This is a genomic window from Methylomarinum vadi, from assembly GCF_000733935.1.
Taxonomy (GTDB): Bacteria; Pseudomonadota; Gammaproteobacteria; order Methylococcales; family Methylomonadaceae; genus Methylomarinum; species Methylomarinum vadi.
The window spans coordinates 2,745,517-2,772,121 of the sequence record NZ_JPON01000001.1 but is presented as its reverse complement, the minus strand read 5'-3'; the positions used below and the strand labels follow the sequence as shown (position 1 = coordinate 2,772,121).

General features: G+C 47.8%; 26 protein-coding genes. 4 read left to right on the top strand and 22 right to left on the bottom strand.

What is annotated here, in order from left to right:
* Nucleotides 1–216 precede the first annotated feature (216 nt).
* From EP25_RS0113775 to EP25_RS0113675, 20 genes are all read right to left on the bottom strand, one after another.
* The gene (locus EP25_RS0113775) at nt 217–1,110 is read right to left on the bottom strand and encodes a sulfotransferase (protein WP_031434431.1); all 894 of its coding nucleotides are present in this window, start codon (nt 1,108–1,110) and stop codon (nt 217–219) included.
* A 54-nt stretch (nt 1,111–1,164) separates the two neighbouring features.
* The gene (locus tag EP25_RS0113770) at nt 1,165–2,229 is read right to left on the bottom strand and encodes a GNAT family N-acetyltransferase (RefSeq protein ID WP_031434430.1); all 1,065 of its coding nucleotides are present in this window, start codon (nt 2,227–2,229) and stop codon (nt 1,165–1,167) included.
* Nucleotides 2,219–3,268: a DegT/DnrJ/EryC1/StrS family aminotransferase gene (locus EP25_RS0113765; protein ID WP_031434429.1), complete on the bottom strand. Its 1,050-nt coding sequence runs from the start codon at nt 3,266–3,268 to the stop codon at nt 2,219–2,221. The genes EP25_RS0113770 and EP25_RS0113765 overlap by 11 nt, the downstream gene beginning before the upstream one ends.
* Nucleotides 3,261–5,141 carry an asparagine synthase (glutamine-hydrolyzing) gene (gene asnB, locus EP25_RS0113760; RefSeq protein WP_031434428.1) on the bottom strand — a complete coding sequence of 627 codons (1,881 nt, stop codon included), beginning with the start codon at nt 5,139–5,141 and terminating at the stop codon, nt 3,261–3,263. Before asnB ends, EP25_RS0113765 begins: the two co-directional genes overlap by 8 nt.
* Complete coding sequence (locus tag EP25_RS0113755; RefSeq protein WP_031434427.1) at nt 5,141–6,325, bottom strand: DegT/DnrJ/EryC1/StrS family aminotransferase; 1,185 nt, start codon at nt 6,323–6,325, stop codon at nt 5,141–5,143. Before EP25_RS0113755 ends, asnB begins: the two co-directional genes overlap by 1 nt.
* Nucleotides 6,322–7,338 carry an NAD-dependent epimerase/dehydratase family protein gene (locus tag EP25_RS0113750; RefSeq protein ID WP_031434426.1) on the bottom strand — a complete coding sequence of 339 codons (1,017 nt, stop codon included), beginning with the start codon at nt 7,336–7,338 and terminating at the stop codon, nt 6,322–6,324. The genes EP25_RS0113755 and EP25_RS0113750 overlap by 4 nt, the downstream gene beginning before the upstream one ends.
* Nucleotide 7,339: 1 nt before the next feature.
* Nucleotides 7,340–8,542, bottom strand: coding sequence for an L-2-hydroxyglutarate oxidase (gene lhgO, locus EP25_RS0113745; protein WP_031434425.1), 1,203 nt, complete (start codon nt 8,540–8,542; stop codon nt 7,340–7,342).
* On the bottom strand, nt 8,539–9,648 hold the full coding sequence (locus tag EP25_RS0113740; protein WP_036300595.1) for a DegT/DnrJ/EryC1/StrS family aminotransferase: 1,110 nt from the start codon (nt 9,646–9,648) through the stop codon (nt 8,539–8,541). The genes lhgO and EP25_RS0113740 overlap by 4 nt, the downstream gene beginning before the upstream one ends.
* Nucleotides 9,649–10,233 carry an acyltransferase gene (locus EP25_RS0113735; RefSeq protein ID WP_031434423.1) on the bottom strand — a complete coding sequence of 195 codons (585 nt, stop codon included), beginning with the start codon at nt 10,231–10,233 and terminating at the stop codon, nt 9,649–9,651.
* A complete protein-coding gene (locus tag EP25_RS0113730; protein WP_031434422.1) occupies nt 10,233–11,285 on the bottom strand; it encodes a Gfo/Idh/MocA family protein in 1,053 nt (350 codons plus the stop codon). The genes EP25_RS0113735 and EP25_RS0113730 overlap by 1 nt, the downstream gene beginning before the upstream one ends.
* 339 nt (nt 11,286–11,624) lie before the next feature.
* Nucleotides 11,625–12,017: a type VII toxin-antitoxin system HepT family RNase toxin gene (hepT, locus tag EP25_RS0113725; protein ID WP_327036949.1), complete on the bottom strand. Its 393-nt coding sequence runs from the start codon at nt 12,015–12,017 to the stop codon at nt 11,625–11,627.
* Nucleotides 12,018–12,033: 16 nt separating this feature from the next.
* The gene (mntA, locus tag EP25_RS0113720; RefSeq protein ID WP_031434420.1) at nt 12,034–12,444 is read right to left on the bottom strand and encodes a type VII toxin-antitoxin system MntA family adenylyltransferase antitoxin; all 411 of its coding nucleotides are present in this window, start codon (nt 12,442–12,444) and stop codon (nt 12,034–12,036) included.
* A gap of 190 nt (nt 12,445–12,634) precedes the next feature.
* Nucleotides 12,635–13,069 (bottom strand): type VII toxin-antitoxin system HepT family RNase toxin, encoded by a 435-nt coding sequence (gene hepT / locus EP25_RS0113715; RefSeq protein WP_031434419.1) that lies wholly within the window; start codon nt 13,067–13,069, stop codon nt 12,635–12,637.
* Nucleotides 13,070–13,450, bottom strand: a complete 381-nt coding sequence (gene mntA / locus EP25_RS0113710) for a type VII toxin-antitoxin system MntA family adenylyltransferase antitoxin (protein ID WP_235185908.1) — start codon at nt 13,448–13,450, stop codon at nt 13,070–13,072.
* 85 nt (nt 13,451–13,535) lie between these two features.
* Nucleotides 13,536–13,868: a MarR family EPS-associated transcriptional regulator gene (locus EP25_RS0113705; RefSeq protein WP_031434417.1), complete on the bottom strand. Its 333-nt coding sequence runs from the start codon at nt 13,866–13,868 to the stop codon at nt 13,536–13,538.
* A 338-nt stretch (nt 13,869–14,206) separates the two neighbouring features.
* Nucleotides 14,207–14,572: a type VII toxin-antitoxin system HepT family RNase toxin gene (hepT, locus tag EP25_RS0113700; RefSeq protein ID WP_200875035.1), complete on the bottom strand. Its 366-nt coding sequence runs from the start codon at nt 14,570–14,572 to the stop codon at nt 14,207–14,209.
* 49 nt (nt 14,573–14,621) lie between these two features.
* On the bottom strand, nt 14,622–15,044 hold the full coding sequence (gene mntA / locus EP25_RS0113695; RefSeq protein ID WP_200875034.1) for a type VII toxin-antitoxin system MntA family adenylyltransferase antitoxin: 423 nt from the start codon (nt 15,042–15,044) through the stop codon (nt 14,622–14,624).
* A gap of 314 nt (nt 15,045–15,358) precedes the next feature.
* A complete protein-coding gene (locus tag EP25_RS0113685) occupies nt 15,359–16,996 on the bottom strand; it encodes an IS1182 family transposase (protein WP_051906340.1) in 1,638 nt (545 codons plus the stop codon).
* A gap of 338 nt (nt 16,997–17,334) precedes the next feature.
* Nucleotides 17,335–17,964 (bottom strand): adenylyl-sulfate kinase, encoded by a 630-nt coding sequence (gene cysC, locus EP25_RS0113680; protein ID WP_031434413.1) that lies wholly within the window; start codon nt 17,962–17,964, stop codon nt 17,335–17,337.
* The gene (locus tag EP25_RS0113675; protein ID WP_031434412.1) at nt 17,961–18,938 is read right to left on the bottom strand and encodes an acetyltransferase; all 978 of its coding nucleotides are present in this window, start codon (nt 18,936–18,938) and stop codon (nt 17,961–17,963) included. Before EP25_RS0113675 ends, cysC begins: the two co-directional genes overlap by 4 nt.
* 272 nt (nt 18,939–19,210) lie before the next feature.
* Between EP25_RS0113675 and EP25_RS0113670 the strand changes: the two genes are divergently transcribed.
* Nucleotides 19,211–20,611 (top strand): mannose-1-phosphate guanylyltransferase/mannose-6-phosphate isomerase, encoded by a 1,401-nt coding sequence (locus EP25_RS0113670; protein WP_031434411.1) that lies wholly within the window; start codon nt 19,211–19,213, stop codon nt 20,609–20,611.
* A gap of 151 nt (nt 20,612–20,762) precedes the next feature.
* On the opposite strand, the gene EP25_RS0113665 is transcribed toward EP25_RS0113670, so the two are convergent.
* On the bottom strand, nt 20,763–21,053 hold the full coding sequence (locus EP25_RS0113665; protein WP_031434410.1) for a ComEA family DNA-binding protein: 291 nt from the start codon (nt 21,051–21,053) through the stop codon (nt 20,763–20,765).
* 261 nt (nt 21,054–21,314) lie between these two features.
* Between EP25_RS0113665 and polA the strand changes: the two genes are divergently transcribed.
* The 3 genes from polA (at nt 21,315) to EP25_RS0113650 (ending at nt 25,972) form a co-directional block, all read left to right on the top strand.
* Nucleotides 21,315–24,026, top strand: a complete 2,712-nt coding sequence (polA, locus tag EP25_RS0113660) for a DNA polymerase I (RefSeq protein WP_031434409.1) — start codon at nt 21,315–21,317, stop codon at nt 24,024–24,026.
* Nucleotides 24,013–24,876 carry an HDOD domain-containing protein gene (locus tag EP25_RS0113655; protein WP_031434408.1) on the top strand — a complete coding sequence of 288 codons (864 nt, stop codon included), beginning with the start codon at nt 24,013–24,015 and terminating at the stop codon, nt 24,874–24,876. Before polA ends, EP25_RS0113655 begins: the two co-directional genes overlap by 14 nt.
* Nucleotides 24,877–25,090: 214 nt before the next feature.
* Complete coding sequence (locus EP25_RS0113650; RefSeq protein WP_031434407.1) at nt 25,091–25,972, top strand: MBL fold metallo-hydrolase; 882 nt, start codon at nt 25,091–25,093, stop codon at nt 25,970–25,972.
* A 15-nt stretch (nt 25,973–25,987) separates the two neighbouring features.
* Here EP25_RS0113650 and EP25_RS0113645 read toward each other — a convergent pair whose 3' ends face one another.
* On the bottom strand, nt 25,988–26,593 hold the full coding sequence (locus EP25_RS0113645; RefSeq protein WP_031434406.1) for a PqiC family protein: 606 nt from the start codon (nt 26,591–26,593) through the stop codon (nt 25,988–25,990).
* Nucleotides 26,594–26,605 lie beyond the last annotated feature (12 nt).

Genomic DNA, 26,605 nt, shown 5'->3' with positions numbered 1-26,605 from the left:
TCGCTAGATGTCCTCCGATTCCAGCGATATTAATTGGACCATGAAATATTCGCATCATGTTTTTGACCATATTAGGCTATAGATGAGTAGCAACAAGTTCATTTGTTTTTCTTAGCCTTCTAAGCCATTAATTTTCTAACAACAGATGTACACAAATTTCTCGTGAAGTACTTACTTAAGAGCTTAGAATATATTTCCAAATGCATATAGTAAATTTCAAAAGCTAACAGGCGACTTGAATGATGATTTAAGCAAAAAGTCATTGTAATGCTTTTCAATTTTCTCTATAGATTTTTCCGGCGAGTTAACTAAGTCCTCATATTTGATTGTTACATTCCTTTCTGGGTAGCTAGAAATACTAGCCTCAATTGCATTAAAAGTTTGATCATACTGCCAGCTCACTTGCTCTCTAGGTGAGCTATTCATGATCTCCTCCCACCCAGAGGGTCTAATACTCCACCATTTATTAATCGTCCCTAATCTTTGACTTCTGACTTTTAGTATCGAATCAACAACCTTATTTTTATCTCTCAAAATATGGACAATAAAAACCGATGTATATTTTAAAATATCATCTAAAACAAATGGCGCAATCATACATTTATAAACAACAGGCATTTTAAAGATCCCCGTAACTCCCTGTAATACATATTCCATATCCTTTAGTTTTTTTCTGAAAATCTCATGATCTATATCTTCATGATTATTATTATAGAATGGAAAATAGTTAGCCCAAAAGTATCCGAATTCATGGGGTTCATATATGAAATCAGTTACCCCATGGACACTTTTAAAATTATTAGCTCCAATTATAGACATTTCCGAACTAATTAAACGAGATTGCAACCATGCTCCCGTATATGGTGCTGAGTAAAACCTAGCCATCATATTCGATACATAACCAACACGCATTTTTGAAATCATATATTGATATAAAAACATTGACCCACTGCGTGGAACACCTGTAATCAAAATAGCTCCTGCTGGTATGTGTTCGACAGAATTGCACAACTTATACTCTATACCTGAGAGAGCAGCATTAAGTTCATCCAAGAGGACCTCATCATCGTTATTCACTTTATATTTTTCAATCCGATCTTTTGCATCCATGGATGAAATAAATCTAAAATGCGAACTCATAAAAAAATCCTTTAACTAATAATTCTAGTTCAATACAGAAAAGGGAACCGTGTAGAAGTATTGATAATTTTCCAATAAGCCTTCTTTAGACAAGCCCTGTATAATCTTGGTTTCCTGATAAAGATTCACGTGATAACGATACGGGTAATCAGTAGTACCCCAGCGTGATTTGAACTGATAAACCCCTTTCTGGGTCAACCAGGTCCCTCCCCAATTCCACCGCATTGCGCCACGTTCAACAATTGCATCTCGCATGGCAGTATAGATCAATAAACTTAATGGCTGCTGACTACGATAGCTCTCTAGTGTTGCCGGCGTGAAATATTCAACAATTCCTTTAAAGTAAAAAACCAACAAGGCTGAAACGATCACTCCATCTTTCTTTGCCGTATATATACGATAGTCGGCGTTATAGCTAAAGACCTCTTTAATAGCTTTAAAAACATCCCAGGGTTTGGCTATTCCACCAATAGCTTGGATATTTTCATTATGCAAAAAATATAATGCTTTTATCGACTCAATCGAACTGTCATGACTGACAGTAAATCCTGACTTTATTCCTTTTCGAATCATATTCCGCGTCTTCTGATGATATAACGCGAAAAGAGCCTCTTCCGCTTCCTGCTCATTATTTACTGAGGGTAAAGTTGTTATCTGCCCGATACGCTCATCAACAAAGTCAGGTGAATACATTTTGTTTCGTGTACGTTGGGGATCAATAGGGGATTCGATTATGGTTGAACAAATCGCATTCTGTTGTTTACACACATCATAAAATGCCTGTATTAATGATTCTCTAATTGCATCAGATGAACTAGGCTTGGCTATTACCCCTCCATGACTGCCATAAAAAGGAAGTGAATTCACCACTGTACCCAAAGGACCGTATTTCATGAAGAGTGGAAAAGCTGCCTTCAACTCATTATTCTCATAAGCTAGAAGATATAAGTCATCAGCATCTTTTAATATTCGACGCAGAAAGCTCCTATATTGGAGAGAGTAATTGAACATGGCTGCAGGAGTTTCATACAGCAATCGCTCATAATCAGATTCTGTGTTTTGGTTGAGTATCTTTATCTCAATGGTCATAATGGAATTTTCTTATCGCTTGGCAGATAGTCTCGGACTCTCTTTTACTCAAGGATGGATAAAACGGTATGGATGCAGTATTTGTAAAAATATCTACCGCTACAGGAAAATGCTGGTCACTCATTCCCATAGTCCTGTGTAATAACTCATCAACGCCACGCCTCACTTGAATTCCTTGCTCGAGGAAAAAAGATTGTATAACATCAAAAGGCCCCATGTTTCGTAAAGTAAACCGAAACAACATGTCCGAATCATCTGACGCCCCCATAGTTATTCCTTTTTCTGATGCAACCTTTGTAAATTGACTACGCAATCTCTGACGTCTTTCAAGGCTCTCATCATACCGACTAAGTTGAGCTAATCCCAAGGCAGCTTGTAAATCTGATAATGGCGCTATATGACGAGCATTGGGTGAAACATCACCGTCAGTCAAAATTCTCGCCATTTCCCCCCAATTGTGATTGTTAGTCACCAACATACCACCCTCGCCAGTTGTCAAGCATTTAGTAGCATGAAACGAGAGAATTCCAACATCCCCTAACGAACCAGCCATCTTCTCACTGACATGTAGACCAAATGCTTGACACGCATCTTCTATAACTAAAAGACCTAACGATTTCAATTGTTCTACATCACAAAGATGTCCGAAAATATGAACAGCAATTATAGCTTTAGTCTTTTGAGTGATATTTGGTTTTACCGTTTCAGATGTTATGACTCCGGAGTAATCAACATCACAAAATATAGGCTCAGCTCCCACAGACAGTACTGCTTCCAGCACACTACGACAAACATATGTTGGCAGTATTACTTCATCACCTCGTGTTATTTGCAGAGTTTTAAGAGCCAGAACGAGAGCAGCTGAGCCACTTGATTGTGCAACGGCATGATTAATATCGAGAAATTTACATACCTTTTCTTCAAACTGACTAACTTTTTCCCCATGAGCAATCATTCTTGAAGCCAGAATAGCATTCACCGACTTCCTATCATCAGAAGTAATCCACGGACGCGAATGCGGAATGATTGATTTAGTCATAGCCCCCCTTCAACCACTCTTCAACATTCAACAGAGACCAAATTAAGAGCCGTCTATTTTTTTCTCCACGTAGATGTTGCTCAATCAACGGTTTCAACGCTTGTCTATCAAGTACATCGTAGATTCTGGCCCGACCCTCCAGCAAGTTAGTCCGAACAAAGTCGATACTCTCGCCTTTGAACCAGCTCGCATCTGGAGAGGAAAAGCCTTGTTTTTCGGCTTGAGTGATTTCCGATGGAATATGGCGTTCCATCATATTGCGAAGAAGCTGCTTACCATCACGCGTTTTTTGAAAATATTTATTGGCTTTATTGCCTTGTTCGTTTTCATTCATCCGTAAGACTTCCGCCAAATTGTTCAGTTTCATGTTGACAGGACACTGTATGGCAAAATCAACCAAGTCGTTATCCATAAATGGGACACGATTCTCCAAACTATGAGCCATGCTGAGCTTATCTTCGACTACTAACAGCCCATGCAGAAATGTTTTCGCCTCAAAATAGAGCGAATGGTTAATGTAATCTTCTGGCCGATTGAGTTCATTCTCATGAGTCAGAAAAACATCACGGAATATATCCCGTGTCCAAACGTGTTTAACATCGCTCCAAACCGGAGCAAACACCTTGGATATAATTGTATTCGGGATTAAACGCTGCCAAAACACATAGTATTGGTCTATGTAATGCTCGAAATCCTGATTTACAACAGCACGATAGTATCGCCAGGGGTAGCCTCCAAAGAGTTCGTCGCCACCACTGCCTCCCAGCACTACTTTGACAAATTTACTTGCTAGTTTTGCTGCATAGTAGTTGGGGTAGCTCTGCCCCACACGCGGCTCTTCCAAATGCCATGCAAGGGCAGGTAGGCAACGCTCCATATCACCCGCCTTGAGTACCATTTCGTAATGCTCTGTCTTGAATCGTGCCGACATCGCCTCAGCTTTTGTACGTTCATCAAAGGCCAGTTCGATACCTGATGCCGAACTGAGATCAAAGCCGCAAGTAAAACTTTTGAGATTTGGAATTGACTGTGCAGCAATCGCAGTTATAGAACCAGAGTCCATGCCTCCACTGAGATAAGCCCCCAGCTCCACATCGCTAACCAACTGACGTTTGACAGCCTGACGAAACAGGCGGTCGAGTTCTTCGATATATTCTGACCTACTGGCTTGCTGCTCAGGCTCTCTGAAGCGATAGTCCCAATAGCGGATGACTTCGATTCTTGGCGCACTCTTCTTCAAATCCAGAGTCGCATAATGGCCGGCTGGCAGTATATGGATATCCTGTAATAGGGTTTGATCGGTAAAGATGTTCTGGAATGTAAAATACTCCAGCAAAGCTGGCTTGTTTAGCTGACGTCGAAAGCAGGGTTGTGCTGTTATCGCCTTTTGTTCCGAACCGAATGCTAAGCTGTTTCCTTGTTGCGCATAGTAAAGTGGTTTAATACCGTAACGATCCCGCGCCAGCATAAGGGTTCGTTCTTTTCGATCCCACAGAGCCAACGCGAACATACCGTTGAACTTGAGTAATGCCTCAGTGCCCCAATGCGCCAACGCATACAGCACTACTTCACTATCAGTCTGACTGTGAAACCAATAGCCTTCGGTCTCAAGTTCGGTGCGTAATTCACGATAGTTGTATATCTCGCCGTTATAACTGAATACATATCGATGATCGGCGCTAATCATCGGTTGATGCCCGGCAGGTGACAGGTCGATAATCGCCAGGCGACGATGCCCGATCCCAACATTACCTTCTATCCAATGTCCTTCTCCATCGGGACCGCGATGCGCAATGCTATCCGTCATCCTTTTCAGAATGACTGGTGAAACAGGCTCGCCGTTAAGATTGATCAGACCGCTGATCCCGCACATCAGCCTTTGTTCTCTCTGACTTTCTGAATAACGTAGTTTTGCTCCGCTTCCGTCATACCATGGAACAGTGGCAAGGAGATGCTGCAATCATTGGCGGCATAAGCATTGGGGAAATCGGCCGGTTGCAGATCATATTTTTTCCGATAATAACTGAGCATATGTACTGCATGTGTGGCGGGGCGGGTTGAAACTCCTACTTGCTGGAGATGATCCATCCACTCGTTGCGGGCTTGGTTTATACGAGGAATGGATTCCAGTGTGACCGGTTCAGGTTTAAACAAGCATGCGTAACTCTGGTAACCGTGTTCCAGTCCTGCAATTCTTGCTGTGGTTCTGAGCCACTCCAAATCGGCGAAAGCATCGTCATATATTCTTGCGAGGCGTTGACGCTCTTCGATAATTTGCTTGGCCCTGTTCATCTGTTGTGCCCCAAGCGCGCCTTGCAGATCAGTCATGCGCTGGTTATAGCCCGCATCTGGATGATCTGCGAGTAAATAAGGGCGAGCCCCCAGGTGCCGCTGTAGATCAGTCATTGCTGCGCCATGATCGCGCAAACGACGTAACTTTTCTGCCAAAGCATCATCCTGAGTGGTAATCATGCCGCCTTCACCGGTAGTAATCGCTTTTCTCGGATGAAAACTGAAACTTCCGGTATGACCCAACGTACCGACATGCTGGCCGTGATAACGGCTACCGAAACCACAGGCCGCATCTTCGATAACCCAAAGATTGTGTTTGCGTGCGATTTCATTGATCTGCTGCATATCCGCAGGCAGACCGAACAAATGTACCGGCAGGATCGCTCGCGTGCGCGGCGTGATCAACGCCTCAATTTTGTCGGGATCGATGTTAAAGGTGTCTAGGTCAATATCGCAGAACACGACCTTTCCGCCCAAATGTTCAACAACATTGGCGGTCGCTATCCATGTAAATGCTGGAACGATGGCTTCATCACCAGGACCAAAACCTAACGCTGCCAGTGACAGATGAAGCCCTGTCGTGCATGAAGTTACCGCAATCGAGTGTTTCGAACCCGTAAAAGCAGACCACTTTTCTTCAAATTCGCGGACCTTTGGGCCTTGTACTAACCATCCGCTTCGCAATGGTTCGAGAACACTCTGAATTTCGTCATCAGTGAGACTTGTACGAGCGATTGGAACATTCAGCTTCGTCGTAGCGCTCATTCAGTCAACCCCACTGCCTTGCGTCGTGCCTCAACCTCAGCTTTATGTTGAGCACGCCATTCGATAAGCTTTTTAAGACCTTCGCGCAACTCTAGTTTGGCAGTAAATTCAATTTCCGCACTGGCTTTCTTGGGGCAGCCAATCCTGTTTCGAACAAGAGTTGCTTGACTCCGCGGTGCATATTGAATCTCTTTTTCGCAACCCGTTAGCTCGATCAGCATCTCGGCCAACTCTTTAAGAGATGTTCGTTTACCCGTACCCACATTGTAAAAACTATCGGTCGCGTTTGATTTCATGGCGCATACATTGGCCCGCGCGCAATCTTCAACGGCCACAAAGTCGAATGCTTCGCTACCATCTCCCAAAATGGTCGGGCTTTCACCTCGGTCAATAGCATCCAACATCTTCATGATGACAGCGATATAAGCTCCATTATAATCCTGCCTCGGACCGTACACATTCATATAACGGAGACCAACAAAATCAAAGTGCTTGTCCGAACTTTTGTATCTATGATGCAAAGATCTACACATATGCTCACCAGCGATCTTCGTTGCCCCATAAAAATTCAAGTTATTATACGGATGGTCTTCAGTCATCGGCTCTTCAATCGCATCACCATATACCGATGCTGAAGACGAATAAACTAGACGCTTGACGCCATTGTTCATCACGGCCTCAAGTACATTAAACGTGCCTCCGACATTTACTTCAAAAGCTGAACGAGGGAAATCATGGCAATGCAGTAACCACAAGGCCGCGAAATGAAAAACACCATCGATGCCTTTCATTGCTTCATTAAGCAAATCTCTGTGTAATAATTCGCCGCCAAGAGGGAAAATATTAACGCGGGGGTCTTGCAATGCATTTGCCAAATTTTCAGCTCGCCCGCGTGTAAAATTGTCATAAATTCTGATTTCAGCAACATCTTCTTTAAGTAATTGATCAACAGTATGCGAACCGATAAGCCCCGCGCCGCCGATTACCAGAAGACGTTTCCCGTTTAAATTCATATTAATTTACCTTTTGATCAACAATATACTTTGCAAAACTCATTGAGCTAGTGAAAGCTGGCGAAATCGCATTAAGCACATGAGTACTGTTCTCACCATTCTCCACGACAAAATCCATGACCAGCTCATGTTTTTTCAAATCTAGCAACTGGGCACGAATGCCTACCTTATTACAGGGCAACAAATCCTCATCGCTCAATCCTGGCGTTAGCAATCGACCCGCCTCCGCAAATTTAGACTTAAAAAATCTCAATGCTTCTATGTGTGAAAACTCTCTAAAACCCTGCTTATTAAAAAAATACTGCTGCCCCAATCTAAATAGAATCGAGGTCCCTTCAACCAGATTTATCCCCTCTAATCTTTGATAATGTTCTCTTCCCAAAGCAGGTAGTGCGGTTGGTCCAAGATAGACCTGGCCATCAATTTTTTTTGTGTAGTGAACGCCCAAGAACGGGACATTAAGATCAGGCAAAGGATAAATCAGGCGATTACATACTACCTTCGATGCAGATGAAAGCCGATAGTAGATCCCTTTGAACGGTAGCAGCGTATAGCACTTACCAACATCGAAAGCATTCGCGACCTTATCGGCATATTGTCCTGCACTGTTGAACAACCAACCATATCTAAATTCGCCATGATTGGTATTAAGTGTTGCTCGTTCAACATCCACATCATTTATTTGCGTATCAAAAACGATATCGATACCCATGTTTTGTAACTCGGACGAGATGTGTTTGACGATTGTTCCTGGATCTACGACTGCTGTCTCGGGTACATACAAAGCTTTCCCGATTACCGAGCGTGCAGAAGGTTCTAGTTCATGCAATTGCCGTTGATCTATGATTTCAACTTTTGCACCGTTGGCTACAGCTCGTTGAAACAACAGTTCCAATTGCGGCCCGTGGTTATCTCTTACCGGTAGTATGACTTTGCCCAAACGCACAATAGGTAATTTGTTGGCATCGCAATAATCGGCCATCAGTTTGGCGCCTGAAGCACACATACGTGCTTTCAGGGAACCCTCTGGATAATATATTCCAGAATGAAGCACTCCACTATTGCGCCCACTTCCATGTCTTCCAACTTCAAGCTCTTTTTCGAGCATTAGAATTTTGGCTTCAGGCTCTCTTGAAAATAGTTCCCGAGCGATGGTCAGACCAACGATTCCAGCGCCAACTATGACATAATCATAATATTTCATTCGACCGAATTTACAGCCTTGAGTAAAGATGTCACCACTTGCTCCATGTGTACATCATCAAGATAAGGATGCATCGGTAAGCTCAGTACTCGTTCGGCCGCACATTCACTGTGCTCGAATCTATCAGGACAGGCTAGAGCTGGCTGACGATTTAAGGGAACAGGGTAATGCACTGCTGTTGGAATATTTGCTTTCTTCAGCAGTTCCTGAACCTTATCTCGCTTTTCCACTTGAATTGTGTATTGGGCAAACACACTAGAATTGTATTTTTCAACGAATGGAATTGTGATTTTGCTTCCTATTCCTGCAAGTACCGTCGAATAACGATCAGCAATTTCCTGGCGTTGCTTGACTTCCCAATCGAAATGTTCCAGTTTGACCAGCAAGATTGCCGCCTGCATGGTATCCAACCGGCCATTGATGCCAATACATACATGATGATAACGACGATCTTGACCATGAACACGGATTTCGCGCATGTTTTTGGCTAATTCGTCATCATCGGTAAAAAGAGCGCCACCATCACCATAAGCACCCAAAGGCTTGGATGGAAAAAAACTCGTAGAACCGATGGTGCTGAGACTGCAAGATCTGCGTCCCTTGTAGGTAGCGCCAAAAGATTGCGCTCCATCTTCAATGACAGGTAACCCATGTTTTTCACCAATCGCGTTGATAGCATCAAAGTCGGCGCACTGGCCATATAGACTCACAGGCATGATAGCCTTAGTTTTGGATGTGATTGCCGCTTCGATTTTCGACGGATCAATATTATAGGTCTTTGGGTCGATATCAACAAAGACGGGCGTGGCCCCCAATAAAGCAATCATTTCTCCGGTAGCAATGAAGGTAAAGGGAGTCGTAATAACCTCATCTCCTTGTCCAATACCCAATGCCATCATGGCGATTAACAAAGTATCGGTTCCACTGCTTCCGGCAATGCAATGCTTCACACCTACATAATCAGCAAGCTTTTCCTCGAGTTCGCGAACCTCCGGCCCCATTATGTACTGGCCGTGTTCTAAAACCTTATCTATGCGTGCTTTGATTTCATGCTCAAGAACACGATACTGGGATTTGAGGTCAATAAAGGGGATTGTTTGAGCCATCTATTTGCATCCTATACAAACACAGTTACCGTCGACTAGACGATAATTCTCTCCTGTTGCCGGACACTTCGCGTCGCCTTCTCCTTGCACAGGCAAGTTCAAGCGCTCACCATGTTTACTCATCCATCCAATTTGTCTCGCAGGCACTCCTACCATCAAGGCATAAGATTTAACATCTTTGTTAACTACCGATCCTGCACCAATAAACGCGTATTCACCAATAGTTACTCCACATACAATCGTGCAATTAGCGCCCAATGTTACGCCTTTCTTTACCAGAGTATCGCGGTATTCTTCTTTACGCGAAACTGCCGAGCGCGGATTGTAGACATTGGTAAATACCATGCTAGGACCGCAAAAAACGTCGTCTTCCAGCGTAACATTGTCGTAAACGGAAACATTATTTTGAATCTTGACGTTATTCCCTATCACAACCTTATTGCCGACGAAAACATTCTGCCCCAAAGAACAGTCTTTGCCGATTACTGCTCCTCCACAAACATGCGCCCAATGCCATATCCTTGATCCGGCACCTATTTGTGCACCTTCATCAACAATGGCTGTTTCGTGTTGTTGATATATCATTAATATTCCAATGGCAAATTGACCGTTTTACCGTCTCTTGCAGATAGATAGGCGGCGATCAAAACCTCCAGAGATTTCAAGCCTTCTCGACCGTCAGTTTCTGTTTCCGCCTGCCCACGGAGTACATCGATCACATTTTTGTAGTAGAGTGGATGCCCAAAGCCATACACCGAAGTCGTCTGATAATTTGCGTTCTTAATATCTTCGTCATACGGTTGTTGGTCATCGAATTCCCAATGTTGAATTTCATTAACCGCTAAGCCGCCCACTCTGACAGTTCCTTTCTCACCTAAAATTGTTATAGATCCTTCATAGTTCTTTGGATAGGTGAGCATTGTAACATTCATGGAACCCAAGGCACCATTACGCCACCGGATATTCATAATCCCAGTATCTTCTACTTCAATATCCCTGGCCAACGTTCCAATCATTGCCTGCACACTGGCAACCGGACCGATTAGCCAATCGATCAAGTCAACATAGTGACTAGCCTGATTCATTAATGCCCCGCCATCGAACTCCCAGGTTCCCCGCCATTTTCCCATGTCATAATAACTTTGCGGTCGAGTCCAAAATACGTTTATATTCACCATATATATACGGCCGAAACGCTTTTCGGTGACCGCTCGTTTAAGCAATTGTAACGTCGCATTTCGCCGATTCTGTTTGACCACAAAAAGCCTGACCCTTGCTTCATCGCAAGCCTTGACCATCCTTAACCCGTCATCCCATCGGGTAGCCATCGGTTTTTCTGTGACCACATGGATGCCCGCTTTTGCACACATTATTGCTTGTTCCGCATGGATTCCACTGGGAGTACAAAGCGAAACGACATCCAATTCTTCACGCTTCAGCATTTCTTCCAGGTTACTATAGGCATTAACACCATATTCTGATTTATGCCGATCCAGCATCTCCTTATCGGCATCACAAATCGCCACTAACTCCAGATCATCGACATGCTTTTCTATAGAACCGAAGTGATTTTTGGAAATTCTTCCACATCCCACTATACCAATTTTAATTTTTCTATTTTCTATAATTTTAAACACGAATATTTCAGTAATTTAATAATTGATTAACCGATAATGCGTATAAAAACAACGCATTTGCTAACTTGAATTCAAAATACACAATATACTAGTTTTTCCAACTAAAATTTTAAAAATAGAGAAAGCTGATTAGCCAAAAAACCTCTGAAAATTACAGTATTTTGGCGATAATTTTACAGCTATCACTCTTTTAAGCTTAAAACTGCTCTCCTTGTAATCTTGATTTTCTTGACAGCATGTATCCTCATTTCGAAATCTAGGAAAACAGTGTCATGTCTTGCAATTAAGCATTTTAATGTAACAACTTCGCAAGCTAAGTAGCCCGCTGGTTGCAGGTTTTCACATCCCTTGCAATTCATTTAAGCCCTTAGCCGCAAACTCAAACAGCGCGTTATATGCTCTATTTTTTATTACCGCTTTGATGATTTCCGGTTCGATATTCAGGTAATCGTGCACGAGAGCATTTCTCATGCCGATAATTTTGCGCCATTCGATTTCGTTAACACACTCTATACCTTGCTGGGAAAGCTTTGCAAAAGCGGAATAAGCATCGGCCGGCGCTGTTTTAAACAAGGCATAATTCCAGTGTTTTGCAATGCCGATGCAGACTTCTACTAACACCTGTAAAGTCCGTTCCGCGGCCCGATATTCATATCGATTCAAATCGCGCTGGTTGATAATATCAGTCAAACCTTGCAGCTCGCTTTGTAACTCGGCCAGATGCTCTCGCATCGAGAAAATATAGGTATCATCCATTCATGGCCTGCTGACGTTGGTAATGGTATAAGTAGTCTATTTCCCATTTCGACATGATGCGCTGTTGTTCTTGCAGTTGCCGGGATTTATTTTTACTCAATAATAATTCACCGCTTTGCAACACCGCCATCGCAATGGGGATAGATGTATTGTTGATGTCTAGAACACTTAATTGTCCCTCGGACAGGTTTAATGTATTTTGCCAGTCCAAAGCGAGCAGTTCAGGCCTGAGCCTGCGTTCAACGATATCGGGCTCCCAGGTTTTAAACGCTACGGCTAAATCGATATCGCTTTTTTCATGTGCGTTTCCTTTTGCCTGCGACCCATATAACCAAAGCAATTCGATATTGTCGTTTGCTTGCGCTAACTCAATTATCCGAGTTTTCAGTTGTTTAAAGTCCATAGATCAATGATTCTTCATAGATACTGAAAATGATACGCAAGCCATTATAGATGTTGAAATAAGTGTTGCTAAAAACATGTCGACATTTTCGGCTATCAATTTATATTTCAGCCTGTTAACAATAAAAAGTGCAGCCGATACGCTCAACCCCAACGATCAAAACTAAACAGTATTACATCCCGGTCCAATTTTACTGTTCCTCACCCGCGCTTAATGCTTCAATTGCCTGCTTTATAAAATCGAGCGCTTGCAGATAGTATCTTTCTGTAATAACGGACTTAACGATTTCCGGATCGACATCGAGATAATCATGTACCAACGTATTTCGCAACCCAACCAGTTTGCGCCAAGGAATATCGTCACTAATCAATCCCGCTTGCAGCAACACATTGAACGCTTTCATCGCCTCATTGCTGGGATGGCCCGTGACCTTTTTCGCCCAATGTTTTGCCGCACCAATTGTAGCTTCCAGCAAAACTTGAAGTATTCGTTCGGCGGCCAGTAGCTGAATGCGGCTAAGCGGCCCTTGTTGATATTGCTTTGCCAGGAGTTTTAGGTTGGCTTCACAATCGTCGGCGTGCTGCTTAAGCGAATAAAGGTAACTTTCTGAAATCGAACCGTTCATCTATGCCAACTTCTGATCATGCACATAATCAATTTCCCACATCGAATAGATTCGCGCTTCGGCTTTCATGCGTTTGTCAGGTTGCTTATCCACCAATAATTTACCTTGAGTCAAGACGCTCCAGGCAAGCGGTATCGAACAACTGCCAATATCGACGATTGACAGCTTATCGTCCGGCAAACCGCATTGTTGTTGCCATTCAAGCGCCAGTTCTTCCGGCCTCAAACGCCGCTCTAGCGCATTTGCACACCAATCGGCGAACAAGACCGCCAGGTCGTAGTCGCTTTCCGCATGTTCGTTTCCCAAGGCTCTTGAACCATACAGCCATAGCGCGGTAATGCACCTATCTTGTTGCGCTAGTTCTATAAGGTTAGCGGCCATATCATTCATGCTTAAGATCAATATAGTTATCAGGCTACAAAGTTTTGGTCTTTATAACCCCAGCTCCCTGGAGTAGCGATAGACATTACGCACCTTGCTCCGCTTCGATTTCAATTTTCAATTGTTCGATTTCCAGCTGTAGCTTTTCGTATTCCTGCACTTTCCGCTGAAGAAAACGGATTGTTACATTGGCTTTTTCTTCTAAACCTTTCGGTGTCAATATGTATATATAGACCAGCTTATTCTTGTTATTGCGAAAGTTACTGGCCTTGAGCAAACCTTTTTCCATCAATGCCTTAAGACAGAAATTGGTTTTACCGAGGCTGATACCGAGTTCGCGGGCAAGCTCGCGTTGGCTGATGTCCGGTTTAGCTTCGACCAGTTTTAATATTATGTAGCGATATTCGTCTGTCAGCATCGATGGACTGTTATTTATGACTTAACCTTATATTTGCAGTGCCATAAAATCTATTTTTCTTTAATTATCTGATACTTAAAAATATTATCCCGAAAGCTGCGTTAACGATAGACAATTAAGCAGAATCCTGGTATTTCCAAACATGCCAAAACTTTAAATCCGTATCCTTCAACGCTAACTCGATAAACCCTACACAAATTTAGCCTTGGGTAAAAACAACAGCCCATTATACTTTCGATACCAGCAACTTATACCTGACCGTTCACAAATTGAACGCACTGTAATGGATAATCAAAAATTTGTAAAGAAAACTGACAGTTTTGCCTGGATCGCTATGCTCAAGAATTAAGTTGAGGAGGAATAGGCTCTTGAAGAAAGTCCACGATGAACCGGTAGTGCTGTTGGCTGACCAGTTTCAAAACGATATCCATCTTGATGTTCATATAATCATGCACGATTTTATTACGCAGGCCTATGGCATTGTGCCACTCTTGAACCTCGGATGCTGCGATGAAGCGGTTTTGCGACAACAAAAGAAAAGTATCGTAAGCGGAGACCGGCACCGGCTGTTTAGAGGCTTTTAACAGATGTTTTCCTTTACCGATGGCGTTTTCAATCAAAAGTTGTAAGGCATGCAACACGCCATTCTGTTCCAAGGGAGTCAACGATTGACCGGCGCCCAGTTTTTGCGCCGCGTCATTCAATAACCCGCCTTGATAAGCAGCGATAGCTGCCGTTTCTTGCTGATACAGGTCAAGCCGCATGTTGGCGTTCCCATTCTAGATGCTCCAGCTCCGCCCAGGTGCGAGTGAGAAAATGGTGCCATGCCAGCGTATCCGTTTTAAGCGAAACTCCTTCCTCGGCAATCACGGCACGCATCGCCAACCGAGCGCTTGGCATGTCTATCAAGTCGATCCGACTATCGTCGACTTTCAATAACTGTGCAATCTGGTGCCGCAACCGCTCCGTCAGGCCTAATTGTTGTTCCGACGCAATTTCTCTGTGCCATTGAATGGCGATGTCCCAATCGCTGCCTTCATGACTGCTTCCAGTCGCGCGGCTGCCGATCAGCACGGCGATTTCCAATTGGACGTTTGCTTGGCATAGAGCGCGCAATGGTTCGATCTTGTCGTTATCCTGGTGGGACATTGCGTTATCGTTAGGCATATTTTTCATTGTTTGAGAATCTGCTGCTCAATGATTCAAATATATTGTCAGGATACGGTCTTAAATAACTTCCAGGCCCCCATCGTTCCCGCGCTCTGCCTGGGATGAAGTCTGAACCGCTGTGCGGTTCGGGACGCTGGAGCGTCCCTGGCCGGGTTCCCACGCGGAGCATGGGAACCATATCGGGAAGTTGTTTTTAGCGAAATCCTTAGCACTGAAATTCGTTATTTCACCCTCATCCTTCTCTCTGAAGAGGGTGTCGTAAAAGTCAAAACCGTTCCTTCTCCCTGCGGAGGGCGTCGTAAAACCCCAATTTCTTTGATTTACCACTGGAAACCGGCCGTATTTTCCACGGTCGGCGAAGTTGGCAAGTCAGTAGTGTAACTCAGCCAAATGTCGACCATTCGGTCAAACGAGCTCATAAACCGGCTAAGCCAATGATATAAAGCACGAAAAAGAGCTGCCACTAAGGCGCGGCTCAGATTGTAAGCCATGGCGTGCAAGGCGAACTCTACTTTGACACCCGCCAAACCTTTACGGCGAAAGCGATTCAAACCTTGGCGACCGCGTAGCTGACTGAAGACGGGCTCCACCATGGCCTGCCGCTGTCGATAGCGTTGCCGAGGTTCGGGCTGGTCCATTTTCAGGCGCAGGGCTTCTTTTTGTGTATCGCTGTCATAGCGTTTGAGGGTGCGACCACTCTCGCTACGCGTGCATTGGGATTTCAGCGGGCAGTCTGAACAGGCATCGCAGGCGTAGACGGTATAAGCGCGGCCACTTTTACCGCCTTTGCAGGTGTGACGGCGAGTCAAGCGTTGTTGCCCCGGACAGCGATAGGTGTCGTCGTCGGCCTGATAAATAAAGCGGCTTTTGGGGATTTGTTTGTTGGATTGTTTGTTCCAATCGTCTCCTTCACTTTGGCCTTCCGGACAAAGCAATTCGATGTTGTGTTGCTCAGCAGTATCCAAGACGCCATTGCTGAAATAGCCAGCATCGAACAGAGCTGTTTCGACGCCTCCCATAGCTTGGGCGCGATCCAGTAAGCCCGGCACCACCTCGGTTTCGCTGGAAGGATGAACGTCGCAAGCCACGATCACTCGATTGTCGTTCGCCAATACCGACGGTTTATAACTGCCGCGAAAGTCTTTGGAGTTCTTTTGCGGCTGTAATACCGCCTCCGGCTCGTTGCTTTGTACTTGGGTCTTGGCCGGATCTTTGCCTTTGGCGGCTTGTTTTTGCTGGCGAGACTTTAGCTCGGCTTGGGCTTGTTCCAATAGGTTCAACCGCTTGCTTGCCGCTGCATCGTCGGGTTTGGCTTGCGCGGCTTCCTGCGCTTGCGCCAAGGCTTGCTTGAGCGCTTCTTCCTTCATCAATTGAAACCGGGAGGACATGGCTTCGATCACGGTACCGTCGCCCGCCAACGTCGTCGTGCCTGAGCCTGTGACTTTCAAAGTACGACGCGCCAGTTGATCGAAAAATTCGGTCGTCAATGATTCGGCATGCTGATGGACGAAACGGCCAATGACTGAGTGATCCGGCATGATACCGCCACTTAGCCACCAACACCCCACATCGGCTCGAGCTAAACGCTCCAAGTCGCGCAGGCTGCTGATGCCTTGTAACAGGCCGTAGAGAATAATCCCCACCATCGCACGTGGCGCATACGGCGGACGCCCGCCGGGCCGATAACGGGCTTCGAACTCGGCGAAGGATAGCGATTGCAGGAAGGGGCGCAATTTCAACGGGATGGTTAAGCCGGCGTGCTCCAGATGTTCGCCGAGCGGTTTACCGTTGATCGATAAGCCGCGCGGGTCGGGCGCTTCAAAATGGGCCATCGGTTCGCTCGAGATCGATTGAGCGATCAACTCAGGTAACGGTTCAACCTCGCATTCATCGAATAGCGAATATTGCTTGGCGCTATACAATGTCCTGACGGGTCTAATGTTTACTTCGGCTGCCATTGATCTATTTCTAATAGGTTTGGATAGGGTTATTTTACCGTATGTAGCTGGTTGGGGGGCTTTTACGACAGCCTCCTGCGGGAGAAGGTTAGGATGGGGGCTTATAAAAAACAATTGGTAGCAACTTTTTATCCCCCTCTCCCCGACCCTCTCCCGCGAGGAGAGGGAGCTTTTACGACGCCTTCCCGATGAGGGTATCGCAAAAGGTAGGTTCAGCCGAACATGATGACACCTAACATTTTAATTTTTGTTAGGTTACGCTGCGCTAACCTAACCTACATTTTGGTTTTTGCGACAACCTTCCGATGGTGAAGAAATTCAGGCTCAAGGCGGCATTGCTACGTGCCGGGATTAACGCAAACCTTGTTGACAATACCCCGCGACACCATCAACTGGACCACCTCATCGACGCATTGATCCAACGATTTTTCGCCCGTCTTAACGACCAATTCCGGTCTTTCCGGGGCCTCGTAAGGGGAATCGATGCCGGTGAAGCTTGGAATTTCGCCGGCGCGGGCTTTTTTATACAGACCCTTCACGTCGCGCTGTTCGCAAATCTCGAGAGGGCAGTCGCAATAAATTTCCAGGAAATCGCCGTGCGGCATCAACTTCCGCGCGCCGTTGCGGTCTTCCTTGAATGGCGAAATAAAGGCGGTGAGCGTGATGACGCCCGCTTCGGACAGCAATTTCGCCAGCTCTCCGATTCTGCGGATATTTTCAACCCGGTCTTCGTCGCTAAATCCCAAGTCGCTGCATAAGCCGTGGCGCACGTTATCGCCATCGAGCACGAAGGTCGACACTCCCATTTTATGCAAGCGGTCTTCCACCGCATGCGCCAGCGTCGACTTGCCGGAACCGGACAGGCCGGTAAACCATAACACCGCGCTTTTATGTTGATGCAGTATTTCTCGGTCCTTTCGGGTCACGGTGGCATGGTGCCACACGGTATTTGTGCTTTTCCTCGTCATGATGGTTTATGTTCCCTTGCTTTATATTGATTTTCGAATGCCTGAACAAACCGCTCCAACTCCGTTTCCGGCAGATGGTTGATGCCGGCAGCCGCTTTGCGTCCGCCACCGGTTGCAAATGAAGAGCATAGTTCATCGGCGCCGGTCTTGTTAGTCAACGGCGCCCTGACGCTAACCAGAAAACCGCCCTGATGGTTATGGCTTAATACCGCATGCGCGCATTGCGGTTTCTGATTGGCTAGATGGTTGCCGAAAACGCCGCTGACGCGTTTGGCCCAATTTTCGTCGGGGAGGATATACACGGCAATGCGATCCGTCTGGTATCGCGGCTCGATGTTGCAAGCTTCGGCCATATCGGCTCGATATCCTTCCAGCAGTTTTCGATGGATCTCGCGATTCTCCCGCATGAAATCGAACGGCGTGGCGAAAGGGCTCAATTCACGGTACAACTGGTCGGGGGCGATATGCAAATCGGCAATGCTGGCGCCGTAACCATTGTAATTGATGCAAACGCCCAGTTCCCGCAATTGTTCGGTTTCTTGCTGAGAAAGCCCCATTTCGGCGGCAGACTTCATTGCGCTTTCATTCAAGTTATCGCCGAAGGCGGCCACCACCGCCCAGGCTTGATATCTGCCTTGCAGATAATTATTGACCAGCAAGCTGGTGCAGATTGAAGGATCGGTATCGATGAGGGTCGTCAAGCCTTCGTGTTGAGGAATGTCTCCGGGTTGATGATGGTCGACGTAAAATACTTTTGCGCCGCCTTGTAAAATCCTGTCGAGATGTCTCCTGTTTTTTGCCAGCGATATGTCCAACACCGTCACTTTATCGTTTGCTTGCGCGTCGACCCGCGCGAGCAATTCGATATCCCTCTTTACGCCGGTAATCAAGCGGGATTCGGCCGGCCTGGCCAGGCGAAGTTGTACCAATGCGCAGATTCCATCGGCATCGCCGTTGAAAACGTCTATATTCATAATATTCCCTGTTTTTTATACTGTTCGCACTTCAAAATTCGTTATTTACGAGCCCTCATCCAACCTTCTCCCGGACGGAAAAGATATCAATGTGCCGAATTTTGAAGTGCGGTGACTATAACCTTGCAAAGCTTCAATCGTAAACTAACATCTAGCTTATCGCCAATATTGCTAACGGACTTCATGCGGCTGCCCTTGAAAAACTGTATGATGTGGCCGAGCAAAGTCCGACAAATATACGACCCCCATCAATCACAAGGAGCGATGTCAATATGATTCCTGTTATTTTATCCGGCGGTTCCGGCACCCGCTTGTGGCCCTTGTCCCGCAGCCAACATCCGAAACAATTTCTACCGCTGGTTTCTCACAACACCATGTTGCAGGAAACCGTACTAAGACTGCATGGACTGGCGGACATGAAATCGCCGTTAGGAGTATGCAATGAGAACCACCGCTTCATGATGGCGGAACAATTACGCGAGATCGGTGCCCGGCCCGCCGCGATCATTCTGGAACCGGTGGGAAAAAATACGGCGCCGGCGGTGGCCCTAGCAGCATTGACCGCCGACTCTCCCGACGAAGTGTTATTGGTATTGCCGGCCGACCATGTCATCGCCAATGTTCCCGTTTTTCAGCAAGCCGTTGCCAAGGCTAATGACTTGGCACGCCAAGGCAACCTGGTGACATTCGGCATCGTCCCGACCGAACCGGAAACCGGTTACGGTTACATCAAGGCGGGAGAGGCCAACGGCGAAGGCAGTTTTGCCGTGGCCGCCTTTGTCGAAAAACCCGACTATCCGACCGCTGAAGCCTATGTTAAAAGCGGCGACTATTATTGGAATAGCGGCATGTTCGCCTTTACCGCCGGCCGTTACCTACAGGAATTGGAAAAGTTTCAACCGGACATTCTGGCCGCGTGTAAACAGGCGCTGTCCGGCGCGCAGCGCGATATCGATTTCGTCCGCCTGGATGGCGAGGCCTTTATGAAATGCCCCTCGGATTCCATCGATTACGCGGTGATGGAAAAAACCGAACAGGCCGTCGTCATCCCTCTTGACGCGAACTGGAACGATGTCGGCTCGTGGTCGGCGCTATGGGACGTCACCCCTAAGGACGAGCATGGCAACGCGATCAATGGCGATGTCATGACCCTGGACACCGAGGATTCCTTTCTGCATTCCGGCAGCAAACTGATCGCCACGGTCGGTGTCAACAACCTGATCGTGGTGGAAACCGACGATGCGGTGATGATTGCCGCCAAGGATCGGGTGCAAGATGTGAAAAAAATCGTCGACCAGTTGAAAGGAGCGAAACGCAGCGAAGCCGATATTCACAGCAAGGTCTACCGGCCTTGGGGTTATTATCATTTAATCGACAACGGCGAACGTTTCCAGGCCAAGCGTATCGTGGTCAAGCCCGGCGCCAAACTGTCGCTGCAAAAACATCACCATCGCGCGGAACATTGGATCGTGGTCAAGGGAACGGCCAAGGTCACCAAAGGCGATCAACAGCTATTGCTGACGGAAAACGAGTCCACCTACATCCCGCTCGGCGTGACCCATTGTTTGGAAAACCCGGGCGTGATCCCCCTCGAAATGGTTGAGGTGCAATCGGGCAGTTATCTGGGCGAGGACGATATCGTCCGTTTCCAGGACGATTACGGTAGAAAATAATCTTGAAACAAACAGAAGCCACGGACGACCGTGGCTTCCACTTTTCGTATCGTTGGTTTAGGATTTGGCTGAAAACAACTTCCCGATGGGGCTCCCGTTTTCTGTGCGGGAACGATAGGCCTGATACTGGAAGTTATTGTCGACAATATCCTTATTGGGTTTTTTCCTTTTGCTTTTTGGAGCCGGACGAAACATCCGAAACCAGAATATCCCCTTTATTCTTTTCGATCGTTTTCTCGCCAATTCCTTTCACTTTGGCCAAATCCATCGCCGTTGCGAACGGCCCCTTTTCCTTTCTGAATTTCACGATCGCTTCGGCTTTTTTCATGCCGACACCCGACAATGATTCGGAAATAGTCTTGGCGTCCGCACTATTGATATTGACGGGTTTGGCGAACACGTTAAACGAACAAAAAGCTAAAATGACGAGTAGATATTTCATTATGATAACTCCAAGAATACAACAAATTAAAAATTAGGAACGGACATTATCAACTCATAACGCCCGTTACTAGAGTTTATTATCATTCTTTATATTTTCAACCTCATTTGCTTTTTTTGTGAATTATTTCGGTAATCGAACGATCGATCGGACATTAATTATGGAAACCAAACGAATCCACCATTGATGACTTGCCCGAAATCCTGCCAAGGGTTATTGTTCTTCTAATTTATTTAACAAGCAGGCCTTTTTTCTTAGTGTATGTCCGAACAAAATTCAAAATGCCTAGTTCTGGTCGACGGCTCGTCTTTTCTATTTCGCGCCTATCATGCAATCCCGCCGCTAAGCAGCCCCGATGGGACGCCGACCAATGCTATCTACGGCGTTTCCAATATGCTGCGTAAATTGCAGGCGGACCACAGGACAGACTATTTCACGGTGGTATTCGACGCTCCCGGCAAAAACTTCCGCCACGAGCTTTATGCGGAGTACAAGGCGCATCGTCCGCCCATGCCCGACGATTTGAGAGTGCAAATCGAACCCCTGCAAAACCTGATTCGGACGATGGGCCTCCCCTTGATTATCGAACCGGACGTCGAGGCGGATGACGTCCTCGGCGCGCTGGCCCGAAAAGCCGAGGAAGCCGGCTTCGAGGTCATCATTTCCACCGGCGATAAGGATATGGCGCAACTGGTCAGCGAACATATCACGCTGGAAAACTCCATGTCCGAAACCCGGCTGGACGAGCGCGGGGTTGTGGAGAAGTTTGGCGTCAGGCCGGATCAGATCATCGATTATTTGGCGCTGATGGGAGACACGGTGGACAATATTCCCGGCGTCCCCAAGGTCGGACCGAAAACTGCGGCCAAGTGGCTTAACGAATACGGAACGCTCGACAACCTGATAGCCAATGCCGACAAGATCAAAGGCAAAATCGGCGATAACCTGCGCAACTGCCTCGAACAACTGCCGCTGTCGCGTGAATTAACAACAATCAAATGCGATCTTGCTCTGCCATATCGGCTCGAGGACCTCAAATGTACTCAACCGGACCTCGCCGAACTCAAACAACGACTGGCGGCATTCGGCTTCTCCTCGTGGCTGAAAATGCTGGAAGGGTCGGCCGAGGGGAACACTATGGAAGACGCGCAACCGACCGCCATCGGCACCGATTACCAAACCATCCTGACCAAGCAACAGTTTGCCGCCTGGCTGGAAAGACTGGAGCAAGCCGAACTGTTTGCTTTCGACACCGAGACCACCAGCCTCAATTACACGAATGCCGAAATCGTGGGCGTTTCCTTCGCCGTCGAAGCCGGGCAGGCGGCCTATTTGCCGCTGGCCCACGATTACCCCGACGTGCCGCAACAACTGGACAGAACGGACACGCTGAATCGCCTGAAACCGTTACTGGAAAATCCCGAAAAGGCCAAGTTGGGGCAGAATCTTAAGTACGACGCCAATGTACTGGCCAATCACGATATCGAGCTGCGCGGCATCGCACACGATACCATGCTCGAATCGTACGTTTGGAACAGTACCGCGACCAAGCACAATATGGACGACCTGGCCAAAGAATATCTCGGCCTGGAAACCATCCATTACGAGGATGTCGCCGGCAAGGGCGCCAAACAGATTCCGTTCCAGGAGGTCGCCCTGGAACAAGCCACCCCGTATGCCGCGGAAGACGCCGACATCACACTGCGCCTCCATCAAACTTTGAGTGCCAAACTGCGCCAGCATCCCAGTCTGGAACAACTGTATCGCGAAGTCGAAATACCGTTGGTGCCGGTGTTGTCGCGCATGGAGCGCAACGGCGTGTTGATCGACAACGCAATGCTGGCGCAGCAAAGCCTGGAACTGGCCAACCATATCGCCGCGATCGAACAGCATGCGCATGAACTGGCCGGGCAATCCTTCAATCTCGGTTCGCCGAAACAAATCCAGGAAATCCTCTACGACAAACTGCAATTGCCGGTACTGAAGAAAACCCCCAAGGGCCAACCGTCCACCAACGAATCGGTGTTGCAGGAATTGGCGGCGGATTATCCCCTACCCAAGCTGCTGCTCGATTTTCGCGGCATGAGCAAACTAAAGTCCACCTATACCGACAAGTTGCCGCAACAGATCAATCCCAGGACCGGCCGCGTGCATACCTCCTACCATCAGGCGGTCGCCGCCACCGGCCGGCTATCCTCGTCGGACCCCAATCTGCAGAACATTCCGGTGCGTAGCGCCGAAGGGCGTAAGATCCGCCAGGCCTTCATCGCGCCGCCGGGGTACAAGATGGTCGCGGCCGACTATTCGCAGATCGAACTGCGCATCATGGCGCATCTTTCCGGCGATAAAGGCCTGTTGCATGCCTTTTCCCATAATATCGACATCCACAGCGCCACCGCAGCGGAGGTGTTCGGCGTCGAGATCGACCAGGTCACGACCGACCTGAGGCGTTCGGCCAAGGCCATCAATTTCGGCTTGATCTACGGCATGTCGGCCTTCGGCCTAGGCCAGCAATTGGGCCTGAGCCGTAATCAGGCCCAATCCTATATCGACCTGTATTTCGAGCGCTATCCCGGCGTCAAGCATTACATGGACACGATTCGCGAGCAGGCCAAGCAACAAGGCTTTGTGGAAACCCTGTTCGGCCGCCGCCTGTATTTACCGGAAATCAATTCCCGTAACGCCGCGCGCCGGCAGTACGCCGAGCGCACCGCGATCAATGCGCCGATGCAGGGTACTGCGGCCGACATCATCAAACGCGCCATGATCGCCACCGACCGCTGGCTGCAACAGTCCGAAACGGATTGCAAAATGGTCATGCAAGTCCACGACGAATTGGTGTTCGAGGTCGCGGAAAACCAACTGTCCGATTGTATCGACCGCATCCGCGACTTGATGTGTTCCGCCGCCCAATTGGACGTCCCGCTGCTGGTCGATATCGGTACCGGAAACAACTGGGATGAAGCCCATTAATAACAGCACCATGGATAACGACGAACTGATCGCGCTGGTGGAAAAAATGCCGGCCTTCCCCAACAGCGTCCAGCGCATCATTCAGCTGACTTCGGACATCAATTCCTCCGGCAAGGAAATCGTCGAGGTCATCGAAAGCGACCCGGTCATGACGGTCAAGATCCTCAAGGTGATCAACTCGCCGTTTTACGGCCTGCCGAAAAAAATCAACTCGATTCAGCGCGCGGTGGTCTATATCGGCATGAACACGATCAAAAATCTGGCCTTGAGCGTGGCCAGCATCGGCGTGCTCAATCCGAAAAACAAGGCCGGTTTCAATACCCATGCGTTTTTACTGCATTCGTTGACCACCGCGGCGATTTGCAAAAAACTGGCCGAGAGACAGGGCGTGCCGCAAGCCGATTGCAGCGATTTTTTCGTCGCCGGCCTGCTCCATGATTTCGGCAAAGTGGTGTTTGCCGAGTTCAAAGCGGAAGACTTCAGGAAAGCGCTGCAAAAAAGCGCCGCAGAACAGATTTCCCTGCATCGATGCGAATCTGAATGCATCGGAATGGACCACAGCCAAGCCGGCGCCTTGCTGGCGGAAAAATGGGCCTTCGACCAGTTGTTGGTCGACGCCATCAACCATCATCACGCGTCTAATCCTCACCATTTGCTCACGCAATGCCTGTTCGCCGCCAACCAAATCAGTAAAAAAATGGAATTCGGCCATTCCGGCAATTCCATCGTCGAGGAATTCCCTCCCGCCGTCGACAGCCTGTTCGGCATGGGGCTGAACGAATTAATTGAGTCCTGGGAGGATTTGACTACACTTAGATCGGAAGCTTTATCATTTATTTCCGGAACGTGAAATTTTTTCTCAGCATACGCGACATACTCCCTGGATCTCATTACCCGCTACCCTGCTGGCCTTATCGCTTTCGACACGCGGGCAATCCCGGGCCATTAGTCGACTTAAGTTTTACCCCAAAGAAAAATAAAGGCCTCGTCCTGCATTGGACTGTCTTGTCAGAGACGCAGGGATTGTTCCCTTTTATCGCCCGCAAACCCGGCAAAGATCCACAATGAAAGTAACATTTCGCGGCGTCAGAGGCTCCATTCCCACCCCCGGCCCCTCTACCTTAAAATACGGCGGCAATACCACCTGCATCGAAATCAGAACCGCCGTGGACGACCTGATCATTCTCGATGCCGGAACCGGCATTCATGCGCTGGCGCAACGGCTCGACCCCAAACTGCCCATCCAAGCCCATATTTTCATCACCCATACCCATTGGGATCACATTCAGGGCTTGCCTTTTTTTACCCCGATTTTCCGTCCCGGCAATCAAATCGATATCTATGGCGGCCTCGACCCGGTCACCGGCGAGGGCATAGAGCGCTGCATGAAAGTGCAGCTACAATACAGTTTCTTCCCGATTCGCGAAGCGGAACTGAAAACCAAACTGAGCTATCATACGCTGTTGCCCGGCAAGACCGTCACTGCCGGCACGGCCAGCATTACGCCGACGATACTCAATCACCCGGTGCTGAATTTCGGTTATCGGGTGGAATGCGACGGCCATTCGCTATTTTTTACCGGCGACTACGAACCGCCCTACAACATTTACCAGCCGGACGAACCCGACCATAACGAATACCAAAGCCATGTCGATGCCAAACTGGCGGAGGTTGCCGCCGCGATGGCGAACGTCGATGCCCTGATCGTCGACTCTTCCTATACCGATCAAGAATATCTTAGTAAACGGGGCTGGGGGCACGGCACCTACCGCTCGGCCCTAACCATGGCGGCGCAGGCGAATGCCGCCAAATTGTTTTTCACTCACCACGAACCTGGCCGGACCGACCAGGAACTGGACCGGTTATTTCAGCAACTCCGGGAGGAAAACCACGACGCCCCGTTTCAGATCGAAATGGCCCGGGAAGGCGTCGAATATACCTTCTGACCCTTCTTATTCGAGTCAAGGAACGAATCGGGACAATGATTGGGCAATATCGCGGCTCAAGCGATTCAAACAGTCATTCAAGGCGGCGACCATGCGGCGATAATCCGTTTTAGAGGCCTCGGCGCGATAAGATACTTGCCGGTTCCACAATAACTGGCCGTGTTTTTTAACTCGCCATTGCGCCACCAGTTTGGCTTGCCCTTTCGGGTCGATATGAAACTCGAGGATATCGACGCGCAACCGCAAGGCCGCTTGTTTCGCATCAAGCGAAGAGCGACTCGACCATACATCTGCCGGAACCAACAGCGTTAAATTTTGCGCCAATACCCGCGTGATATTAACATCCAGCGCTTCCGCCCAACGGTTGAATTCGCTCAACTGATAGGCATTTGGGGCCGTTGCCGTAACGATCTGGGGCCTGTCGAGATATTCCGGTACCTTGACCGGATGCAGCGCGACGGACAAACGCGCCTGCTTGCCAGAAGACGCCCGATTGTCCCCCGCAATCGGTTCCAATAAATAAAAGTTCGATGGCGGCGACGTCGCTCCGCCGACACAGCCGGCCATTGCCAGGCTCAGGGTAAGCGGCAACAGTCTTGTGGCGATTCGTTTTACCTTCATACCTTCTCCCAA